Here is a 13,812-nt window from a genome sequence, read left to right as displayed (position 1 = left end):
GTTTGCAGCACCCTGCGTCCGCTCTTTGAAACCCTGGAGTTTCGGGCGTAGGCTGGGATTGCTATTTTCAGGATGGGGGGAATATTGATGGACATTCGCCTGAAACGCGCCTACGACACCGCCGCCCGCTCTGATGGGCCCCGGGTGCTGGTGGATCGCATCTGGCCCAGAGGTGTAGCCAAGGAGGATGCTAGCATCGATCACTGGCTGAAAGGGCTGGCGCCCTCCACCGAGCTGCGTAAATGGTTTGGCCATGACCCGGACAAGTGGCCGGAGTTTCAGAACCGGTATCTGGAAGAGCTGAAGCAAGCGGAGGCTGAGGAAGATCTGCAGGCTTTTATGACACTCTTGGAAGACCACAAGCGGATCACGCTGGTATTCGCCGCCAAAGATACCGAACACAACAATGCGGTGGCGCTGCGGGAGTTTCTGTTAACCAATCGCCTGCCGTAACATTGAATGTATCCTCACTCCGCGGCAGGGCCCAGCAATCGCCGCTGCCAGTCTTCGATTTCGCCGTGGGCCAGGCGGTTTTTCGCAAGCTGGATCAGGTTGGGCGAGAGAGTGGTCAGGCTTGCCATGCCGCGTAACGATTCCAGCTCCAGTGGCCGCTGGTAGAGTACTTCCAGCACCCGGCTCAGGGGCCAGTCGGAATTGTCTCTTTGCTCCAGTTGCAGGCTGTCGTGGGCGTGAATCATGCCTTCCTGCAGCACCCGATAGTACCACCCGGTACGCAGAGTCTCCTGAAACCGCCGGGACATATCGGCGATACCAAACCGGGTATTCAGCCGCCAGCAGGGCTGCCTGGGCTGAGATACCTGCAACCGCGCGTCGCCCAGCCGGAACACATCCCCCACACAGACATCGGACTCCGTTAGCCCTTCGGTGACCAGGTTTTCCCCAAAGGCGCCCGGTTGGCAGTGCCCGGCGGCGGGTTCGGGCAGGCCATTCTGCAGGCCCCGGTAGTGCTCCGAGGCGAAATGATGCAGGGCCTTTTCAGGGCCGCCGTGATGTCGTGGGTCGCCGTGTTCATCCTGCTCAAGGCCGGTAGTGGTGAGGAAGGCCTGATCCACCGGCTGTTTGTAGATGCCGGTTTCAACACCGCTGGTGGCCAGAGTCTGCAGGCGCCCGATGCGCAGTTGCAGCAGCTTGATCGGGCCGGGTTTGCGGGCGTGAGTCATCGTCAATGTCCTTGCTGCGGGTTTTGCCAACAGGCCCGAGCGCTTGGTGACATTGTCACTGAGCCGGGCGGGTAATGGCGATAAGCTTGGTTACAGGTTCCAGATTCCGGTCAGGGCGCCTGCGCTCAGAATCAGCGAGCCGCCGATTTCAGCAACAATCAGGGCCACCATAAAGCCGTGTACCAGCCAGCCTGGCAGGGAGGCTGTGCCTAGCCGGTGTGGCTTACGTAACTGGTTGCTGGTGTCGCGCAGAATGCCGTGGATTATGTAGGTGCCAATGGCCAGTGCGAAAAAGCTCAGGGCAGAAGCGGCCGCCAGGGTGTTCAGCCAATCCGGGTAAACACTGTAGCGGGTCAGCCAGGCCAGTAAGAGCGCGGCAAAGCTGTACATCAGGGAGCTGCGGTGGGCAATGTCCACATAGCGCGGTGCCGCAGCCCTGGGGCTTCGGGCCATGCAGGCGTACTTCCAGACACCGGTCAGCAGGCCGGTGATAAAGAAAAGCGCAGCGGCGCTGAGGCAGAGTTTTTCGGCCAGTGACATGAACACGTCCTGTTTTGGATAACGGGGATGGTTTAGGTTTTTATACCAACTTGGGAGATTGATTATGACGGTTAATGAAGGCCTTCGCCTGATGGCCGGGGTATTTACCCTGGTGTCGATCCTGCTTGCCCATTACGTAAGCCCTTACTGGTTATTGTTCACCGGCTTTATAGCACTCAATCTGATTCAGTCGGCGTTTACCAGATGGTGCCCGGCGATGATGATCTTGCGCAAGCTCGGGCTACGGGATGCGTGATTCAGGCCTGGTTTGACCGGGTTCGGGGGTGTTGATCGGGGTTTGATCGCCGTGGTGAATGCGCAGGCTGTTGCCGAGCACACACAGGCTGCTCAGGGACATAGCCACTGCGGCGATCACCGGCTGCACCCAGCCTGCTACCGCCAGCGGCAGAGCCAGGCCGTTGTAGGCGATGGCCCACACCAGGTTCTGCCGCATCAGTCGCCGCGCCTGGCGGGCAAAATCGAGCGTGCTGGCAACGGTATCCAGGCCACCGGTAAGCTGCACCGCCGCGGCCGATTGGGCGGCCTCCGGGGCGGTGTTGATGGCGATGCCGATGCGGGCAGAAGCCAGCGCCAGGCCATCGTTCAGTCCATCGCCGATAAACGCGGTGGGGTAGTGATTCTGCAGGTTTTCGACAAACCGCAGTTTTTGCTCCGGTGACGCTTCGGATATCACCCTGGCTGGCGGTATGTTCAGGCGTTTTGCCAGCGCCAGGCTGGAGCGTCGGGTATCGCCACTGAGCATATAGATGGCGATGCCCCGGGCTTTTAGCTGCTTGACCAACCTGGCAGCCTCGGGATTCAGCCGTTCCTGAAAATCAATCCGGCCTGCGTACTGGTCATCAAACGCCAGGTGCAGGCTCATGCCGGTATCTGCCAACTCTGGCAGGCTCACTCCCTGCTGTTCCAGCCAGCGACTTCGGCCAGCCAGTACCCGATGCTCGGCTAACCGCCAGAGGGTTCCCTGGCCGGGTATGGCGGTGCGGGCCCCCATGTCTTCGGGCAGGCTGGGGGCACCTTCCAGTGCCAGGCCCCGGGCCGTGGGATGGCTGGAGCCCTGCAGGGTATTGATGGCCAGTTGCAACAGGGCCTGAGGTGTCCAGCCGGGTTGTGGATGGCAGGCTGCGATGGCGGGGCGGTCGGTGGTGAGCGTGCCGGTTTTGTCGAAAACCACCACCTCAATATCAGCCGCCAACTCAAAGGCGGCTGGATCCTGCAACAAAATGCCCCGGGTCGCCAGCCGGGCATACCCCATCATTATCACCAATGGAATGGCCAGGCTTAGGGCGCAGGGGCAGCTGATGATCAGCACGGCCAGCCCCCGGGCCAGTGATTCGCCCGGCGCTGCTCCCTGAAACCAGGCCAGCACTACCGAGGCCAACGCTGCAACCACTACGGTGGGTAAAAGCACCCGGGCAATGCGATCGGTCAGCCGTTGCAGCGAAGTTTTCCGGCACAAGAGTTGATGTATGGCACGGGTAATACCATCGATTCGCCGCTGGCCGACCCCTGCGGTTACCTGGATTTGCGGGCAGCCCTCAATAACTACACAGCCAGCATACACCCGGTCGCCGGGCCGAACCGGGACGGGCTGGCTCTCGCCGGTGATCAGCGCAAAATCGATCAGTGCTTCGCCCGCGCCGATCTGGCCATCCAGGCAGAGCGGTTGCCCGGCCTCCGGCAGAATATGCATGCCCGGTGTTGCCTGGTCTGCCGGTATTTGCCGGCAACTGCCGTCGTCGAGAGTCACCGGGCTGCTGTTGCTCTGGCCCAGATAGCGGTGAATGATGTCGGTGGCCCGGCGCCGTACATTGGTATCCAGCAGCCGGGCAATCAGTTGAAAGGTAATCAGCATGACTGCCGCATCAAAGTAGACGTGGCTCTCGCTCTGGCTCAGGCGCCAGGCGCCAGGCGGATAGCAGGGTGGCGGCCACCACCGCAAAGGTAATCAGGGTATCCAGCCCGGGCACGCCCATGCGCAGGGTGCGCCAGCCAGCCCGGTAGAAGTGGGCACCGGAGTAGGTGAGGACCGGCAGGGCGAACACGCCGCTGGCCAGAGCCAGTGGCCAGGTGGCTTCCGGTTCCACCAGCCCCAGCGGAGCCAGGTAAACCAGCAGTGCGGGCATCATGCACCACATCCCGAACACTACGGCAGCGGCCAGTCGCCACTGCAGTTTTTTTCGGGCCAGATCGACCCCCTGGCTATTGGCGTTCGGAGGCGCATCCTGCAGTCGATAACCCAGCCGGCGAACCACCTGCGCCAACGTTGCAACGCCGGTTTGAGTGGTATCCCAGCGCAACAGGGCGGTGCCGGCGGCAAAGTTGACGGCCGCATCCAGCACCCCCGGCTGGCGTTTGAGCAGGCTTTCCACCGCGGCTGCACAGCTGCCGCAGTACATGCCCCGAACGAACAGGATGGTGTCGTCTGGTTGTTGCTTGCTTGCTACGCCTGGCGCGTTCACATTAGGGGGCCTGATAGGTTTCCTTCAGTTCATCGGCTGACCAGGGTCCTCGCTCGCCAACGCCAGCCTGATGTTCCTCCACCTGGGCCCCGGTGATGGGTTCTGCCTGGTTTCCCCACTCCTGACGAATGTAACTGAGCACAGCGGCAATTTCGTCATTGCTCAGGGTACCTTTGAAGGCGGGCATCATGCCGTTGTAGGTCTGGCCTTCAACCTCAATCTCGCCTTGTAAACCATCATGGACAATGGCAATGGGGATGTCGCGGGTGGCCACCACCCATTTACTGCCGGCAAGCGGCGGAAAGGCTCCTGGCACACCCTGGCCATTAGCCTGATGGCAGGCTGCACACTGGGCATTGAACACGGTTTTTCCGTTGATGCCACTGCCGCCTTCGCCGCCAGCACTGCTGACGTTTACCTCTGGCGCAGTGCGGCTGTCGCCGCCCAGTAATGGCTTGCCGATGTTGTAGGCGTAGTAGCCCACCCCCCAGATAATCAGCACGGCAATCCACAGCAAAACGATCATCGGGGTCTTCCGCATCCCTTCTTCGGGTTCCGGGTTTTCTCTCTGGCGTGCGCGTTCGTTGTCGGTTATCACGGTGGCAGTTACTCCTGGGTCTTTTCAGGTTCGGGCAGCGTCGGTGCCGGATAGGTTCGATCCAGAGCCAGCAGATAGTCCACCAGGGCCAGCGCCTGTTCTGTGGGGACGATGTAGCCTTCTTCCGGAGCATAGGGTTCCGGCAAGCGGACGACCGTGTCGTCCTCACCCACCGAGCGAACCCAGCGGAACAGGAACCGGTAGGGTGGCATGATGCTGTCTTTCACCACCGCCTGCGGGTTATAAAGATGGAGCAGGTGCCAGTCTTTACTGGGCTGGCGGGCACCGATATTGAACAGATCCGGCCCGGTACGCATGGTGCCCAGCAGGTGGGGCGTGTCGTAGGCATAGTCGCCGGGCACAGACGGGCGGCCCCAGCCGCGGTCTTTGTCGCCGCTGGCGAAGGACGGATCGCGGGGCTGCTGGCTGTGGCAGTAAACGCAGCCATTGGCAATGTAGATTTGCCGCCCTTCGAGTTGCCGCTCGGTGTAGGGTTTCAAGTCTGGTGGCACCTGTTCTGCCGACATTTGCAGATAGGGCATAACCACCAGTGTCAGTGTGGCCAGCAGCAGAATCAGCGCGGCGCCGACCATGATTGCGAGTGCGCGTTTCATTGGCTTACCTCCCGGGCCGGATTACGAAACAGTGTGGGCTGGTCTTGCAGCCGGCCTTTTCGCAACAGCATGGCGACAAAATGGAACGCAAAAACGATGTGGCCAGCAGTCATCAGGCTGCCACCGATAGTTCTTGCTTCGAGGTAAGGCAGAGTCATTCTTACAATATCCATAAACGGTGTGTCGGCGGTGAGCAGTTCCACGCCCTGTTTCCAGCCACCAATGGTCAGAGACACCACGTAAATCAGGATGCCGATGCTTACCAGCCAGAAGTGCAGGGCAATCAACCGCCGCCACGGCCATTCCCAGTTCATCAGCCGGGGCATGATGAAATAGACCGCGCCAAACAGAATAAAACTGAGGAAGGCGTACATGCCCAGGTGGGCATGGGCCACGGTGTAATGCGTGAAGTGGGTGATCACGTTGACGCTGCGCAGGGCTTCCATGGAACCCTGTAACGACGACACCGTGTACATCAACGCGCCGATCCAGACAAACCGCAGCGTGGGTGAGTCTTTCAGCCGGTGAAAGTTGCCCATCATGGTGCCGTGGTGGTTGATGGCAACGGTGATCACCGGGATCGACATCATCACGCTGTGCACAATCGACAGGGTGACCAGCCAGGTGGGAATGGGGCCGCCCACCAGATGGTGAATACCCACCTGGCTGTAGAACAGCGCCAGCGACCAGAAACCGATCAGTGACAACTGATAGGAAATAATCGGCCGCCCGAGGATTTTAGGAATCATGTAGTAGGCGATGCCGATGCCAATGGGAGTTACCCAGAGCCCGAGCACGTTGTGAGCAAACCACCAGTTAACGGTGGCGCCCGAGGTGCCGGGAAAGACGTAAGGCAGGTTGGCGATCAGAAACAGGAACGGGAACCACACCAGTGCCGCCAGAAAGTACCAGCTGGTGACATAAAGGTGAGAGACCGTCCGTTGCTTAGCGGTCAGCAGCAGCGGCACAGCGGCGAGCGCACCTCCGGCAACGAACAGCAAATCTACTTGCCAGGGAAATTCCAGCCATTCCTTGCCGTCGGACAGTCCCAGATTGATAGCCCCCAGCCCAAGCACCAGCCCGATGTTCCAGAGCACTGCGCCGATAACCGCAAAACGGCCACCGGCCAGGCGGGTTTTGAACAACCGCGGAATCAGAAAAAGGGCAATGGCAATCCCGGCCATGGAGGCCCAGCCATAGGTAACCGCATTCAGATGCATGGGGCGAACCCGGCCGAAGGTCAGGAACTCGCTGTTGGCTAGCAGCTCCGGCATATGCATCTTGGCGGAGGACAGCAACCCGTAAGCGGAGCCAAGCAACAGCCAGAACACGCTGGACGATAGCCAGCTCAGCGTGGCCAGCCGGGACGATTGATCGGCATCGTAACGGGCCCGATATTCGGCATCCGACAGCTCCTGCTTTTGTCGTTGCGGTGCTTCTGCGGGGTCTTCTCCAATGCCTTCCTCGCCGGGCGAGAAGATCGTTCGGGCCGATTTCTGGCCGTGGCTGAACTGGTTGTTGGCGATCGACCAGATCAGCAGCAGCAAGCCGACGGTTGAGAGCAGGAAGGTGATGATCAGGAGAACGGCAATGGTGGGCGTCATAGATCTTCCCGATTAGATTTATTTAAAATGCGTTAATTTGACCGTGTTCAATGTGAGTGAAGCGGATGTGCCTGATAGACTCTTTCCAGCACAACCCGTGGTAACCATAAGATTAACCAGCGGAGGTATCGAGCGGTAAATTGATTCAGATCAATTTATCCTGGTCGTGAGGGTGATTTTTCGGGGAGAAGCGCTTTTTGATGATCATTTCTAGCACTTAAGATGTATTGAAAATAAATCTATCGTAGTTCTTAATGTCGAGATGGTGGCCTTGGTGTTCGATTAAAGGAGCTGCCATTGGATGTCCAAATAACAAGAGATGAGATCAAGGAGCTTCAGATGACCCATCTAAAACGACAGTCATTGATGATACTGGCTGCTGTACTGTTGGCGTTTCCCCTGGCTGGCCACGCCGAAGACGAAAAAAAGACCGACGTTTGGCTGCCGAGCCTGATCACCGAAACCCCGCAGCAAGGATTTGAACTGGCGATCAAGCTGTCCCGTATGGGGGTGAAAAGTACCCAGTCGAACAAGGAGGTGCTGTTTCGCGAGCGGGCCGAGTATTCCCAGGATGGTGAGGCACTGATCCACGCCTCAGAAGTGATTGCGGTGCACTTTCAGACCGTGGCTGCTGCCAATAACTACTGGAAATAAGACGCTGAGCACCCGGCCAGTACCGCGTCTGGCCGGGCCTGTCTCACCCCCGTGTTTTTACCAGCATGGTCTTGATATGGCCAATGGCTTTCATCGGATTCAGGCCTTTCGGACAATAGGCGGTGCAGTTGCCGATACCCCGACAGCGAAACACGCTGAACGGATCTTCCAGTCGGGCCAGTCGTTCCTGGGTGGCGGTGTCTCTGGAATCCACCAGAAAGCGATAGGCTTGTAACAGCCCGGAAGGCCCGATGTACTTTTCCGGGTTCCACCACCAGGACGGGCAAGCCGAGGTGCAACAGGCACACAGAATGCACTCGTACAGGCCGTCCAGTTTGGCCCGGTCTTCCGGGCTTTGCAGTCGCTCGATGGCCGGTGTCGGCTCATCATTAATCAGCCAGGGCTGCACCTTCTCGTACTGTTTGAAAAACAGCGACTGATCCACCACGAGATCCCGGATCACTGGCATACCCGGCAGTGGCCGAATCTCCAGCAGGTTCTTTTTGCCCAGTATATCGGCCACACGGGTGATGCAGCCTAGCCCGTTTCGACCGTTGATGTTCAGCCCGTCGGAACCGCACACGCCTTCCCGGCAGGAACGGCGGAATGTCAGCGTGGTGTCCTGGGTTTTCAGGTGTTCCAGCACATCCAACACCATCCGATTGCGGAAACTGGCGTCAACTTCGCTATCCTGATACCAGGGTACCGAGTCCTGTTCCGGGTTATAGCGGTAGATTCGTACCTTTAACGGCTCCATTGTGTTGCCCTCCTGAAATTCATTTATTTCAAGTGTGGGTTTAAACTCAGGATAGCAGATAGGCACACAGTCGATTTGATCGGTATGTTTATTCTTGCAGCCCCTCAGCCAATGGCCTTGTGGGCAATGTCTCCCTCTTTGCCTTTGAGCATGTAATCAAAGTAAAACGGCGGCAGAACTCGCTTCTTTACGTGCCAGTAGAATCGGGATTCCTTGAACGGGCTCAGGGGCAGCGTGGGCGTTACCTTACCGCCATAGATGAACTCGGCCAGCATAACGGTGCCATAGCCGGTCACTACCGGGCATGAGGTGTAGCCATCATAGCTGGCATCAAGACCACGGCCTGACAATCGGGCCAGTATGTTGGCAGCGGCAACCGGTGACTGTTTGCGAACGGCTGCAGCGGTTTTGGAGGTGGGCAGAGAGCTGGCATCACCCAGGCTGAATACGTTGTCGTAACGAACGTGTTGCATGGAATGCTGATCTACCTCTACCCAGCCTTCGGCATTGGCCAGGGCGCTGTTCCGGATAAAGTCCGGCGCGCACTGTGGCGGTGTAACATGCAGAAAGTCGAAGTTCTCTTTCACCTCGCTGACTTCGCCGGCGCTGTTGGTGAAACGGAAGGTGGCAACCTTGTTCTCGCCGTCAACGGCAACCAGATTGTGGTTCATCAGCAATCCGACATTATGTCGTTTGGCGACCTGAGTCAGGGGTGGAACGAAATCGGGCACGCTGAACAGCGCACCACCGGCTGCGTAGAACTTCAGTTCGCTGCTGCCGCTGAGGCCTTTTTTGCGCACATAATCTGCTGCAAGGTAGGCGATTTTCTGGGGGGCACCGGCACATTTGATGGGTGCTGGTGGTTGAGTAAACAGGGCTTTACCGCCCTGGAATGCCTTCAGGCATTGCCAGGTGTATTCCGCCATTGCCGGGTCGTAATTACTGCAGACGCCGTTGCGCCCGATTGCGTCTCGCAGGCCTTCCACTCCGTCCCAGTTCAGTTTCAGGCCCGGTGTCACTACCAGAATGTCGTAAGCCAGTTTGCGGCCATCCGAGAGCAGCAGGGTGTTGGTGTCAGGCTGCAATTCGGTAACGGCAGCTCTTACCCAGCGGGCGTTGTCTGGCAGGGTTTCGGCCTGGGGGCGGGCCGTTTTGGCAAGCGAATAGGCACCGCCGCCCACCAGAGTGAATGCGGGCTGGTAATAATGAACATCGCTGGGCTCAACAATCGCAACGTCCAGCCCCGGGCGCTGGCGGAGTAGCGAGGCGGCAACGCTGGTGCCGGCGGCGCCGGCGCCGATAACAACGACGGTGTGATGCTGGGTAGTCTCCGGTTTGGCCATAATGCTATTCCACTTGTCGGTTCTATAGATTAAAAGGTTTGGAAGGAAGCATAAATCTAAAACCAAATATCATAAAATGATCGAGGTCATCTCCGGCTTATTATTTTTGAATATGCTTAAACCTTTGTAAAAACAAATGCTTAAGATGTAAATCGATAAATTGGATAACCAAAATAAAGATAATCTGATTTATCGGGGTTGTGTTGGCTTCCTAGAGTGCCCGTGACATTTTCGGCTCAGCCCGGGTAGGTCCCGTGTGGCCATTAACGATGTGTTTCGGTGGCTTTTCATGACAAACAATCTCAGTTCATCTCCGCTGTCTGCAGAGCAGCAGCAACGCCTGGGCCAGTTACTGGCTGAGCTTGGCTCTGATCAGATTTACTGGCTTGCCGGGTACCTGGCAGGCTATTGCTTTTCCAACTCCCCGTCAGCAACCGCGTCTCAAGCTTCAGCTGTCGGTGGCCGCGAGTTGACCATCCTCTTCGGTTCGCAGACCGGCAACGCCGAAGGCGTGGCGGAGCAACTGGCGGTCCGGGCGGCGGAGAAAGGCGTAGCCGCAAAAGTTGTTGATCTCGCAGACTACAAGCCCAAGCAGCTCAAGCAGGCACAGTTCCTGGCACTGGTGACATCCACCCAGGGTGAGGGTGATCCCCCCGACAACGCTCTGGATTTCCACGAATTCCTGATGGGCAAGAAGGCCCCGAAACTGGATCAGTTGCGCTATAGCGTGCTGGGGCTCGGGGATTCCAGTTACCAGCATTTCTGCCAGACCGGCAGGGATTTTGATCAGCGTTTGGCGGAGCTGGGGGCCTCCAGGCTGGCCGAACGTGTTGATTGTGATGTGGATTATGAAGACCTGGCAGAACAGTGGATTGAGCGAGTGCTTGAGGCCGTTGCGTCTGAGGCCGGCGCTTCCCAGCCGGTCGCCTCTGCCACAACGGCCGTTGGTTCGGCAGCCGCATCGCTCTATAGCCGAAAAAACCCGTTTCAAGCGACGATCCTGACCAACCAGCTGTTGAATGGCCGGGGTTCTGACAAGGAAGTTCGGCATATAGAGTTTTCCCTGGAAGATTCGGGGCTGCAGTACAAGCCGGGCGATGCCCTGGCGGTGTGTCCGGAAAACAGCCCGGCACTGGTGTCACAACTGTTGTCAGCACTGGACTTTGACAGTGAAGCCCCGGTGGATATCAATGGCGTGGCCGGTACTCTGGGCGAGGCCCTGGCCCGGCACCGTGAGATCACCCTGCTGACGCCACCACTGATCAAACAGTGGGCAGAGTTGGCGGGTCAGGAAGAGTTGAGCGCCCTTGCTGACAACGCTGGCGAGCTCCGGGACTGGACGGGGGGGCGGGATCTGCTGGATCTGGTTCAACGCTGGCCGGTGCCATCACTGCAGCCGCAGCAACTGGTGGACCTGTTGCGCAAGTTGCCACCGCGGCTGTACTCCATCAGCTCCAGCCAGGCCGCTGAGGAAGATGAGGTCCATATTACCGTCGCCGCCGTGCGCTATCGCAGCCACGAACGGGATCGTGAAGGCGTGGCCTCCACCTGGCTGGCAGGCCGCCTGGAAGAGGGCGCTACCGTGCCCGTATACATCGACCCGAACAAGAACTTTGCACTGCCGGACAACGATGAGGCTCCGGTCATCATGGTCGGCCCCGGTACCGGCGTGGCACCCTTTCGCGCCTTCATGCAGGAGCGGGAAGAACGGGGGGCAACGGGAGATAACTGGCTGATTTTCGGTGACCGCCGCTTTCGCAGCGACTTCCTGTACCAGAGTGAATGGCTGAAGTGGCGCCGGGATGGCCTGTTGACCCGGCTGGATGTGGCCTTTTCAAGGGATCAGCAGGAAAAGCGTTATGTTCAGCATTGCCTGCGGGAGCAGGGGGCAGAAGTCTGGGCCTGGCTTGAGCGCGGCGCCAGCCTGTATGTTTGCGGTGATGCCGAGTGCATGGCACCGGATGTCCATCAGGCACTGCTTGATATTGTTTGTGAGCAGGGCTGCAAAACTGCAGAGCAGGCTGAAGATTACCTGCGCCAATTGAACCGGGATAAACGTTACCAGCGGGATGTGTACTGATGAGTGAGAAACTGCCAGAAGCCGAGATAATCAAGCGCGAGAGCGACTACCTCCGGGGCACTATCCTGGAAGGTCTGCAAGACCGGGCCACCGGAGCCTTGCCGGAGGATGACACCAAACTGACCAAATTCCACGGCAGTTACCAGCAGGATGACCGTGATCTGCGGGACGAACGCCGGCGCCAGAAGCTGGAGCCTTTGTATCAGTTCATGGTGCGCCTGCGCCTGCCGGGTGGGGTGCTGTCCAGCCAGCAGTGGCTGGGGCTGGACCGGATTGCCGATGAGTGTGCCAATTCCACTCTGCGGCTGACCACCCGCCAGACTTTCCAGTTCCACGGTGTGTTCAAGGAAAAAATGCAGACCTTCATGAGAATGGTCAACGAACTGGGGCTGGATACCCGGGGCGCCTGTGGCGACGTCAATCGCAACGTGATCAGCAACGTCAATCCGCAGCTGTCCCACCTGCACCGGGAGATTCACGAACTGTCCCTGGCCATCAGTGACCGCCTGCGCTGGCGCTCCGGTGCCTATGGTGAAGTGTGGCTGGGCGAAGAACGAGTGGCAGCCCTGGGGGAAGAGGAAGAGCCGTTCTACGGCTACAAATACCTGCCCCGGAAATTCAAGATAGCCCTGGCCATTCCGCCGGAGAATGACTGCGATGTATTCGCCAACGACATCGGCCTGATTGCCATTGTCGAGGATAACCGGATACAGGGCTTCAACCTGGTGGTTGGCGGAGGCATGGGGCTCACCTATGGCGATCCGGCAACTTACCCACGGCTGGCGACCATGGCCGGGTATGTGCCTAAAGACCAGATAGTGGATGCCTGTCAGGCCATCTGTGCCATCCAGCGGGATTTCGGAGATCGCACCAACCGCGCCCATGCCCGCTTCAAGTACACCATTGATGACCATGGCATGGACTGGTTCCGGGAAAAGTTTCAGGAATACCATGGCCAGGCTTTTGAGAAGCCCCGCAGTTTCAGTCTGAGCAGTAATGGCGACCGGTTTGGCTGGGTAGAGGGCGAAGACGGGCTGCAACACCTGACCCTGCTGATTCCCACGGGCCGGGTGGCGGATACAGAAGAGGGCGGCCAGATACGCACAGCGTTGCGCAAGATTGCCGAGCTTCACTCGGGTAATTTCCGGATTACCTGCAACCAGAATCTGGTGATTGCCGGGGTCTCCGCTGAGCAGCGGCCTGCCATTGATGCGCTGGTGGAAGAGTACGGCCTGGATGCCGGCAACCGCAGCACACCCCTGCGCCAGCACTCCATGGCTTGCGTTGCCTTCCCGACCTGCGGCCTGGCCATGGCCGAATCCGAGCGTTTTCTGCCGGGGTTTATTGATCAGATTGAACGCTTGATGGCCGATGAGGGGCTGGAACCAGACGCTATCAACATCCGGGTAACCGGCTGCCCCAATGGCTGTGCCCGGCCCTACCTGGGCGAAATTGCCCTCACCGGCAAGGCTATTGGCAAATACAACCTGTACCTGGGGGCGGACTTTGCGGGCCAGCGGATGAACCGGCTGTACCGTGAAAACATTGATGTTGATACGGTTCTCGCCGAATTGCGGCCGCTGTTCCGTGTCTACCGGGAGCAACGCCAGGCGGGAGAGCATTTTGGCGATTTTCTGGTGCGCACCGGGGTGGTTGAAGCCGAGCGTACGCCGGCTATGCTCCATGAAGCGCTGAAATAACTCTGGAGATGATCAATGGATACCCCGGAGAGTCTGGAATGGCAAAGGCTTGCTTTTGTTGAGAACCGTGATGGTATGGCAGCGGCGTTGACCTTCGCACGGCAGGGTGTTGCCCAGTATGCGTCTGCCCTTCGGGAGTCGGATTCCGGTGGCAACCAATACGGTGCCGCTTTTCGGGAAAGCCTGCTGGCCTCTATCCGGGTGTACCGGGAGTATCTTCAGAAAAACGAAACCCCGGCTTGACCGGGGTTTCATGCGGAC

15 protein-coding genes are annotated in these 13,812 nt (G+C 58.7%); 6 read left to right on the top strand and 9 right to left on the bottom strand.

The features are described 5' to 3' along the window. The first annotated feature begins 87 nt into the window (after positions 1-87). Complete coding sequence (locus AQ621_RS12285) at positions 88-453, top strand: DUF488 domain-containing protein (protein WP_058341688.1); 366 nt, start codon at positions 88-90, stop codon at positions 451-453. 14 nt (positions 454-467) lie between these two features. Here AQ621_RS12285 and AQ621_RS12280 read toward each other — a convergent pair whose 3' ends face one another. Together AQ621_RS12280 and AQ621_RS12275 are read right to left on the bottom strand one after the other, a co-directional pair. Then, positions 468-1,181, bottom strand: coding sequence for an MOSC domain-containing protein (locus tag AQ621_RS12280; protein WP_058341687.1), 714 nt, complete (start codon positions 1,179-1,181; stop codon positions 468-470). Positions 1,182-1,271: 90 nt separating this feature from the next. Next, a complete protein-coding gene (locus tag AQ621_RS12275; protein WP_058341686.1) occupies positions 1,272-1,721 on the bottom strand; it encodes a hypothetical protein in 450 nt (149 codons plus the stop codon). Positions 1,722-1,785: 64 nt separating this feature from the next. Here AQ621_RS12275 and AQ621_RS12270 point away from each other — a divergent pair, with 64 nt between their 5' ends. Then, positions 1,786-1,977, top strand: coding sequence for a YgaP family membrane protein (locus tag AQ621_RS12270; RefSeq protein ID WP_058342419.1), 192 nt, complete (start codon positions 1,786-1,788; stop codon positions 1,975-1,977). Here the strand turns inward: AQ621_RS12270 and AQ621_RS12265 are convergent. From AQ621_RS12265 to AQ621_RS12245, 5 genes are read right to left on the bottom strand one after another with little or no spacing between them, the layout of a single operon-like run. Continuing rightward, positions 1,963-3,594: a heavy metal translocating P-type ATPase gene (locus AQ621_RS12265; protein ID WP_058341685.1), complete on the bottom strand. Its 1,632-nt coding sequence runs from the start codon at positions 3,592-3,594 to the stop codon at positions 1,963-1,965. The genes AQ621_RS12270 and AQ621_RS12265 overlap by 15 nt on opposite strands. A gap of 10 nt (positions 3,595-3,604) precedes the next feature. Next, positions 3,605-4,201 carry a cation transporter gene (locus AQ621_RS12260; protein ID WP_058341684.1) on the bottom strand — a complete coding sequence of 199 codons (597 nt, stop codon included), beginning with the start codon at positions 4,199-4,201 and terminating at the stop codon, positions 3,605-3,607. A 1-nt stretch (position 4,202) separates the two neighbouring features. Then, a complete protein-coding gene (locus tag AQ621_RS12255; RefSeq protein ID WP_058341683.1) occupies positions 4,203-4,799 on the bottom strand; it encodes a c-type cytochrome in 597 nt (198 codons plus the stop codon). A gap of 8 nt (positions 4,800-4,807) precedes the next feature. Beyond that, entirely contained in the window at positions 4,808-5,413 is a 606-nt protein-coding gene (locus AQ621_RS12250) for a cbb3-type cytochrome c oxidase subunit II (RefSeq protein WP_058341682.1), read from the bottom strand. Further along, entirely contained in the window at positions 5,410-7,017 is a 1,608-nt protein-coding gene (locus AQ621_RS12245; RefSeq protein WP_058341681.1) for a cbb3-type cytochrome c oxidase subunit I, read from the bottom strand. Before AQ621_RS12245 ends, AQ621_RS12250 begins: the two co-directional genes overlap by 4 nt. A gap of 339 nt (positions 7,018-7,356) precedes the next feature. On the opposite strand from AQ621_RS12245, the gene AQ621_RS12240 reads away from it, so the two are divergent. Beyond that, the gene (locus AQ621_RS12240) at positions 7,357-7,671 is read left to right on the top strand and encodes a hexameric tyrosine-coordinated heme protein (protein WP_201785338.1); all 315 of its coding nucleotides are present in this window, start codon (positions 7,357-7,359) and stop codon (positions 7,669-7,671) included. Between the two features lie 43 nt (positions 7,672-7,714). On the opposite strand, the gene AQ621_RS12235 is transcribed toward AQ621_RS12240, so the two are convergent. Then, a complete protein-coding gene (locus AQ621_RS12235) occupies positions 7,715-8,428 on the bottom strand; it encodes a succinate dehydrogenase iron-sulfur subunit (protein WP_058341680.1) in 714 nt (237 codons plus the stop codon). Positions 8,429-8,532: 104 nt separating this feature from the next. After that, positions 8,533-9,771 (bottom strand): NAD(P)/FAD-dependent oxidoreductase, encoded by a 1,239-nt coding sequence (locus AQ621_RS12230; protein WP_058341679.1) that lies wholly within the window; start codon positions 9,769-9,771, stop codon positions 8,533-8,535. Positions 9,772-10,060: 289 nt separating this feature from the next. Between AQ621_RS12230 and AQ621_RS12225 the strand changes: the two genes are divergently transcribed. Genes AQ621_RS12225 through AQ621_RS12215 form a run of 3 tightly spaced genes read left to right on the top strand, consistent with a single transcriptional unit; the run spans position 10,061 to position 13,794 of the window. Further along, complete coding sequence (locus AQ621_RS12225) at positions 10,061-11,851, top strand: assimilatory sulfite reductase (NADPH) flavoprotein subunit (protein WP_058342417.1); 1,791 nt, start codon at positions 10,061-10,063, stop codon at positions 11,849-11,851. Further along, positions 11,851-13,551 (top strand): NADPH-dependent assimilatory sulfite reductase hemoprotein subunit, encoded by a 1,701-nt coding sequence (locus tag AQ621_RS12220; protein WP_058341678.1) that lies wholly within the window; start codon positions 11,851-11,853, stop codon positions 13,549-13,551. The genes AQ621_RS12225 and AQ621_RS12220 overlap by 1 nt, the downstream gene beginning before the upstream one ends. Positions 13,552-13,566: 15 nt before the next feature. Further along, complete coding sequence (locus AQ621_RS12215) at positions 13,567-13,794, top strand: hypothetical protein (RefSeq protein ID WP_058341677.1); 228 nt, start codon at positions 13,567-13,569, stop codon at positions 13,792-13,794. The last annotated feature ends 18 nt before the right edge of the window (positions 13,795-13,812 follow it).

Origin of the sequence: Marinobacter sp. P4B1 (assembly GCF_001447135.1) — a bacterium.
Taxonomy (GTDB): domain Bacteria; phylum Pseudomonadota; class Gammaproteobacteria; order Pseudomonadales; family Oleiphilaceae; genus Marinobacter; species Marinobacter vinifirmus.
The sequence above is the reverse complement of the archived record's forward strand: the minus strand, read 5'-3'. Positions and strand labels throughout refer to the sequence as shown.

What these genes read in the sequence shown, in the direction of transcription:
- AQ621_RS12280 (WP_058341687.1), bottom strand. Translation starts at nt 1,181, where the DNA reads ATGACTCACGCCCGCAAACCCGGCCCGATCAAGCTGCTGCAACTGCGC.
- AQ621_RS12265 (WP_058341685.1), bottom strand. Translation starts at nt 3,594, where the DNA reads ATGCTGATTACCTTTCAACTGATTGCCCGGCTGCTGGATACCAATGTA.
- AQ621_RS12240 (WP_201785338.1), top strand. Translation starts at nt 7,357, where the DNA reads ATGACCCATCTAAAACGACAGTCATTGATGATACTGGCTGCTGTACTG.
- AQ621_RS12230 (WP_058341679.1), bottom strand. Translation starts at nt 9,771, where the DNA reads ATGGCCAAACCGGAGACTACCCAGCATCACACCGTCGTTGTTATCGGC.
- AQ621_RS12285 (WP_058341688.1), top strand. Translation starts at nt 88, where the DNA reads ATGGACATTCGCCTGAAACGCGCCTACGACACCGCCGCCCGCTCTGAT.
- AQ621_RS12270 (WP_058342419.1), top strand. Translation starts at nt 1,786, where the DNA reads ATGACGGTTAATGAAGGCCTTCGCCTGATGGCCGGGGTATTTACCCTG.
- AQ621_RS12235 (WP_058341680.1), bottom strand. Translation starts at nt 8,428, where the DNA reads ATGGAGCCGTTAAAGGTACGAATCTACCGCTATAACCCGGAACAGGAC.
- AQ621_RS12245 (WP_058341681.1), bottom strand. Translation starts at nt 7,017, where the DNA reads ATGACGCCCACCATTGCCGTTCTCCTGATCATCACCTTCCTGCTCTCA.
- AQ621_RS12220 (WP_058341678.1), top strand. Translation starts at nt 11,851, where the DNA reads ATGAGTGAGAAACTGCCAGAAGCCGAGATAATCAAGCGCGAGAGCGAC.
- AQ621_RS12215 (WP_058341677.1), top strand. Translation starts at nt 13,567, where the DNA reads ATGGATACCCCGGAGAGTCTGGAATGGCAAAGGCTTGCTTTTGTTGAG.
- AQ621_RS12225 (WP_058342417.1), top strand. Translation starts at nt 10,061, where the DNA reads ATGACAAACAATCTCAGTTCATCTCCGCTGTCTGCAGAGCAGCAGCAA.
- AQ621_RS12250 (WP_058341682.1), bottom strand. Translation starts at nt 5,413, where the DNA reads ATGAAACGCGCACTCGCAATCATGGTCGGCGCCGCGCTGATTCTGCTG.
- AQ621_RS12275 (WP_058341686.1), bottom strand. Translation starts at nt 1,721, where the DNA reads ATGTCACTGGCCGAAAAACTCTGCCTCAGCGCCGCTGCGCTTTTCTTT.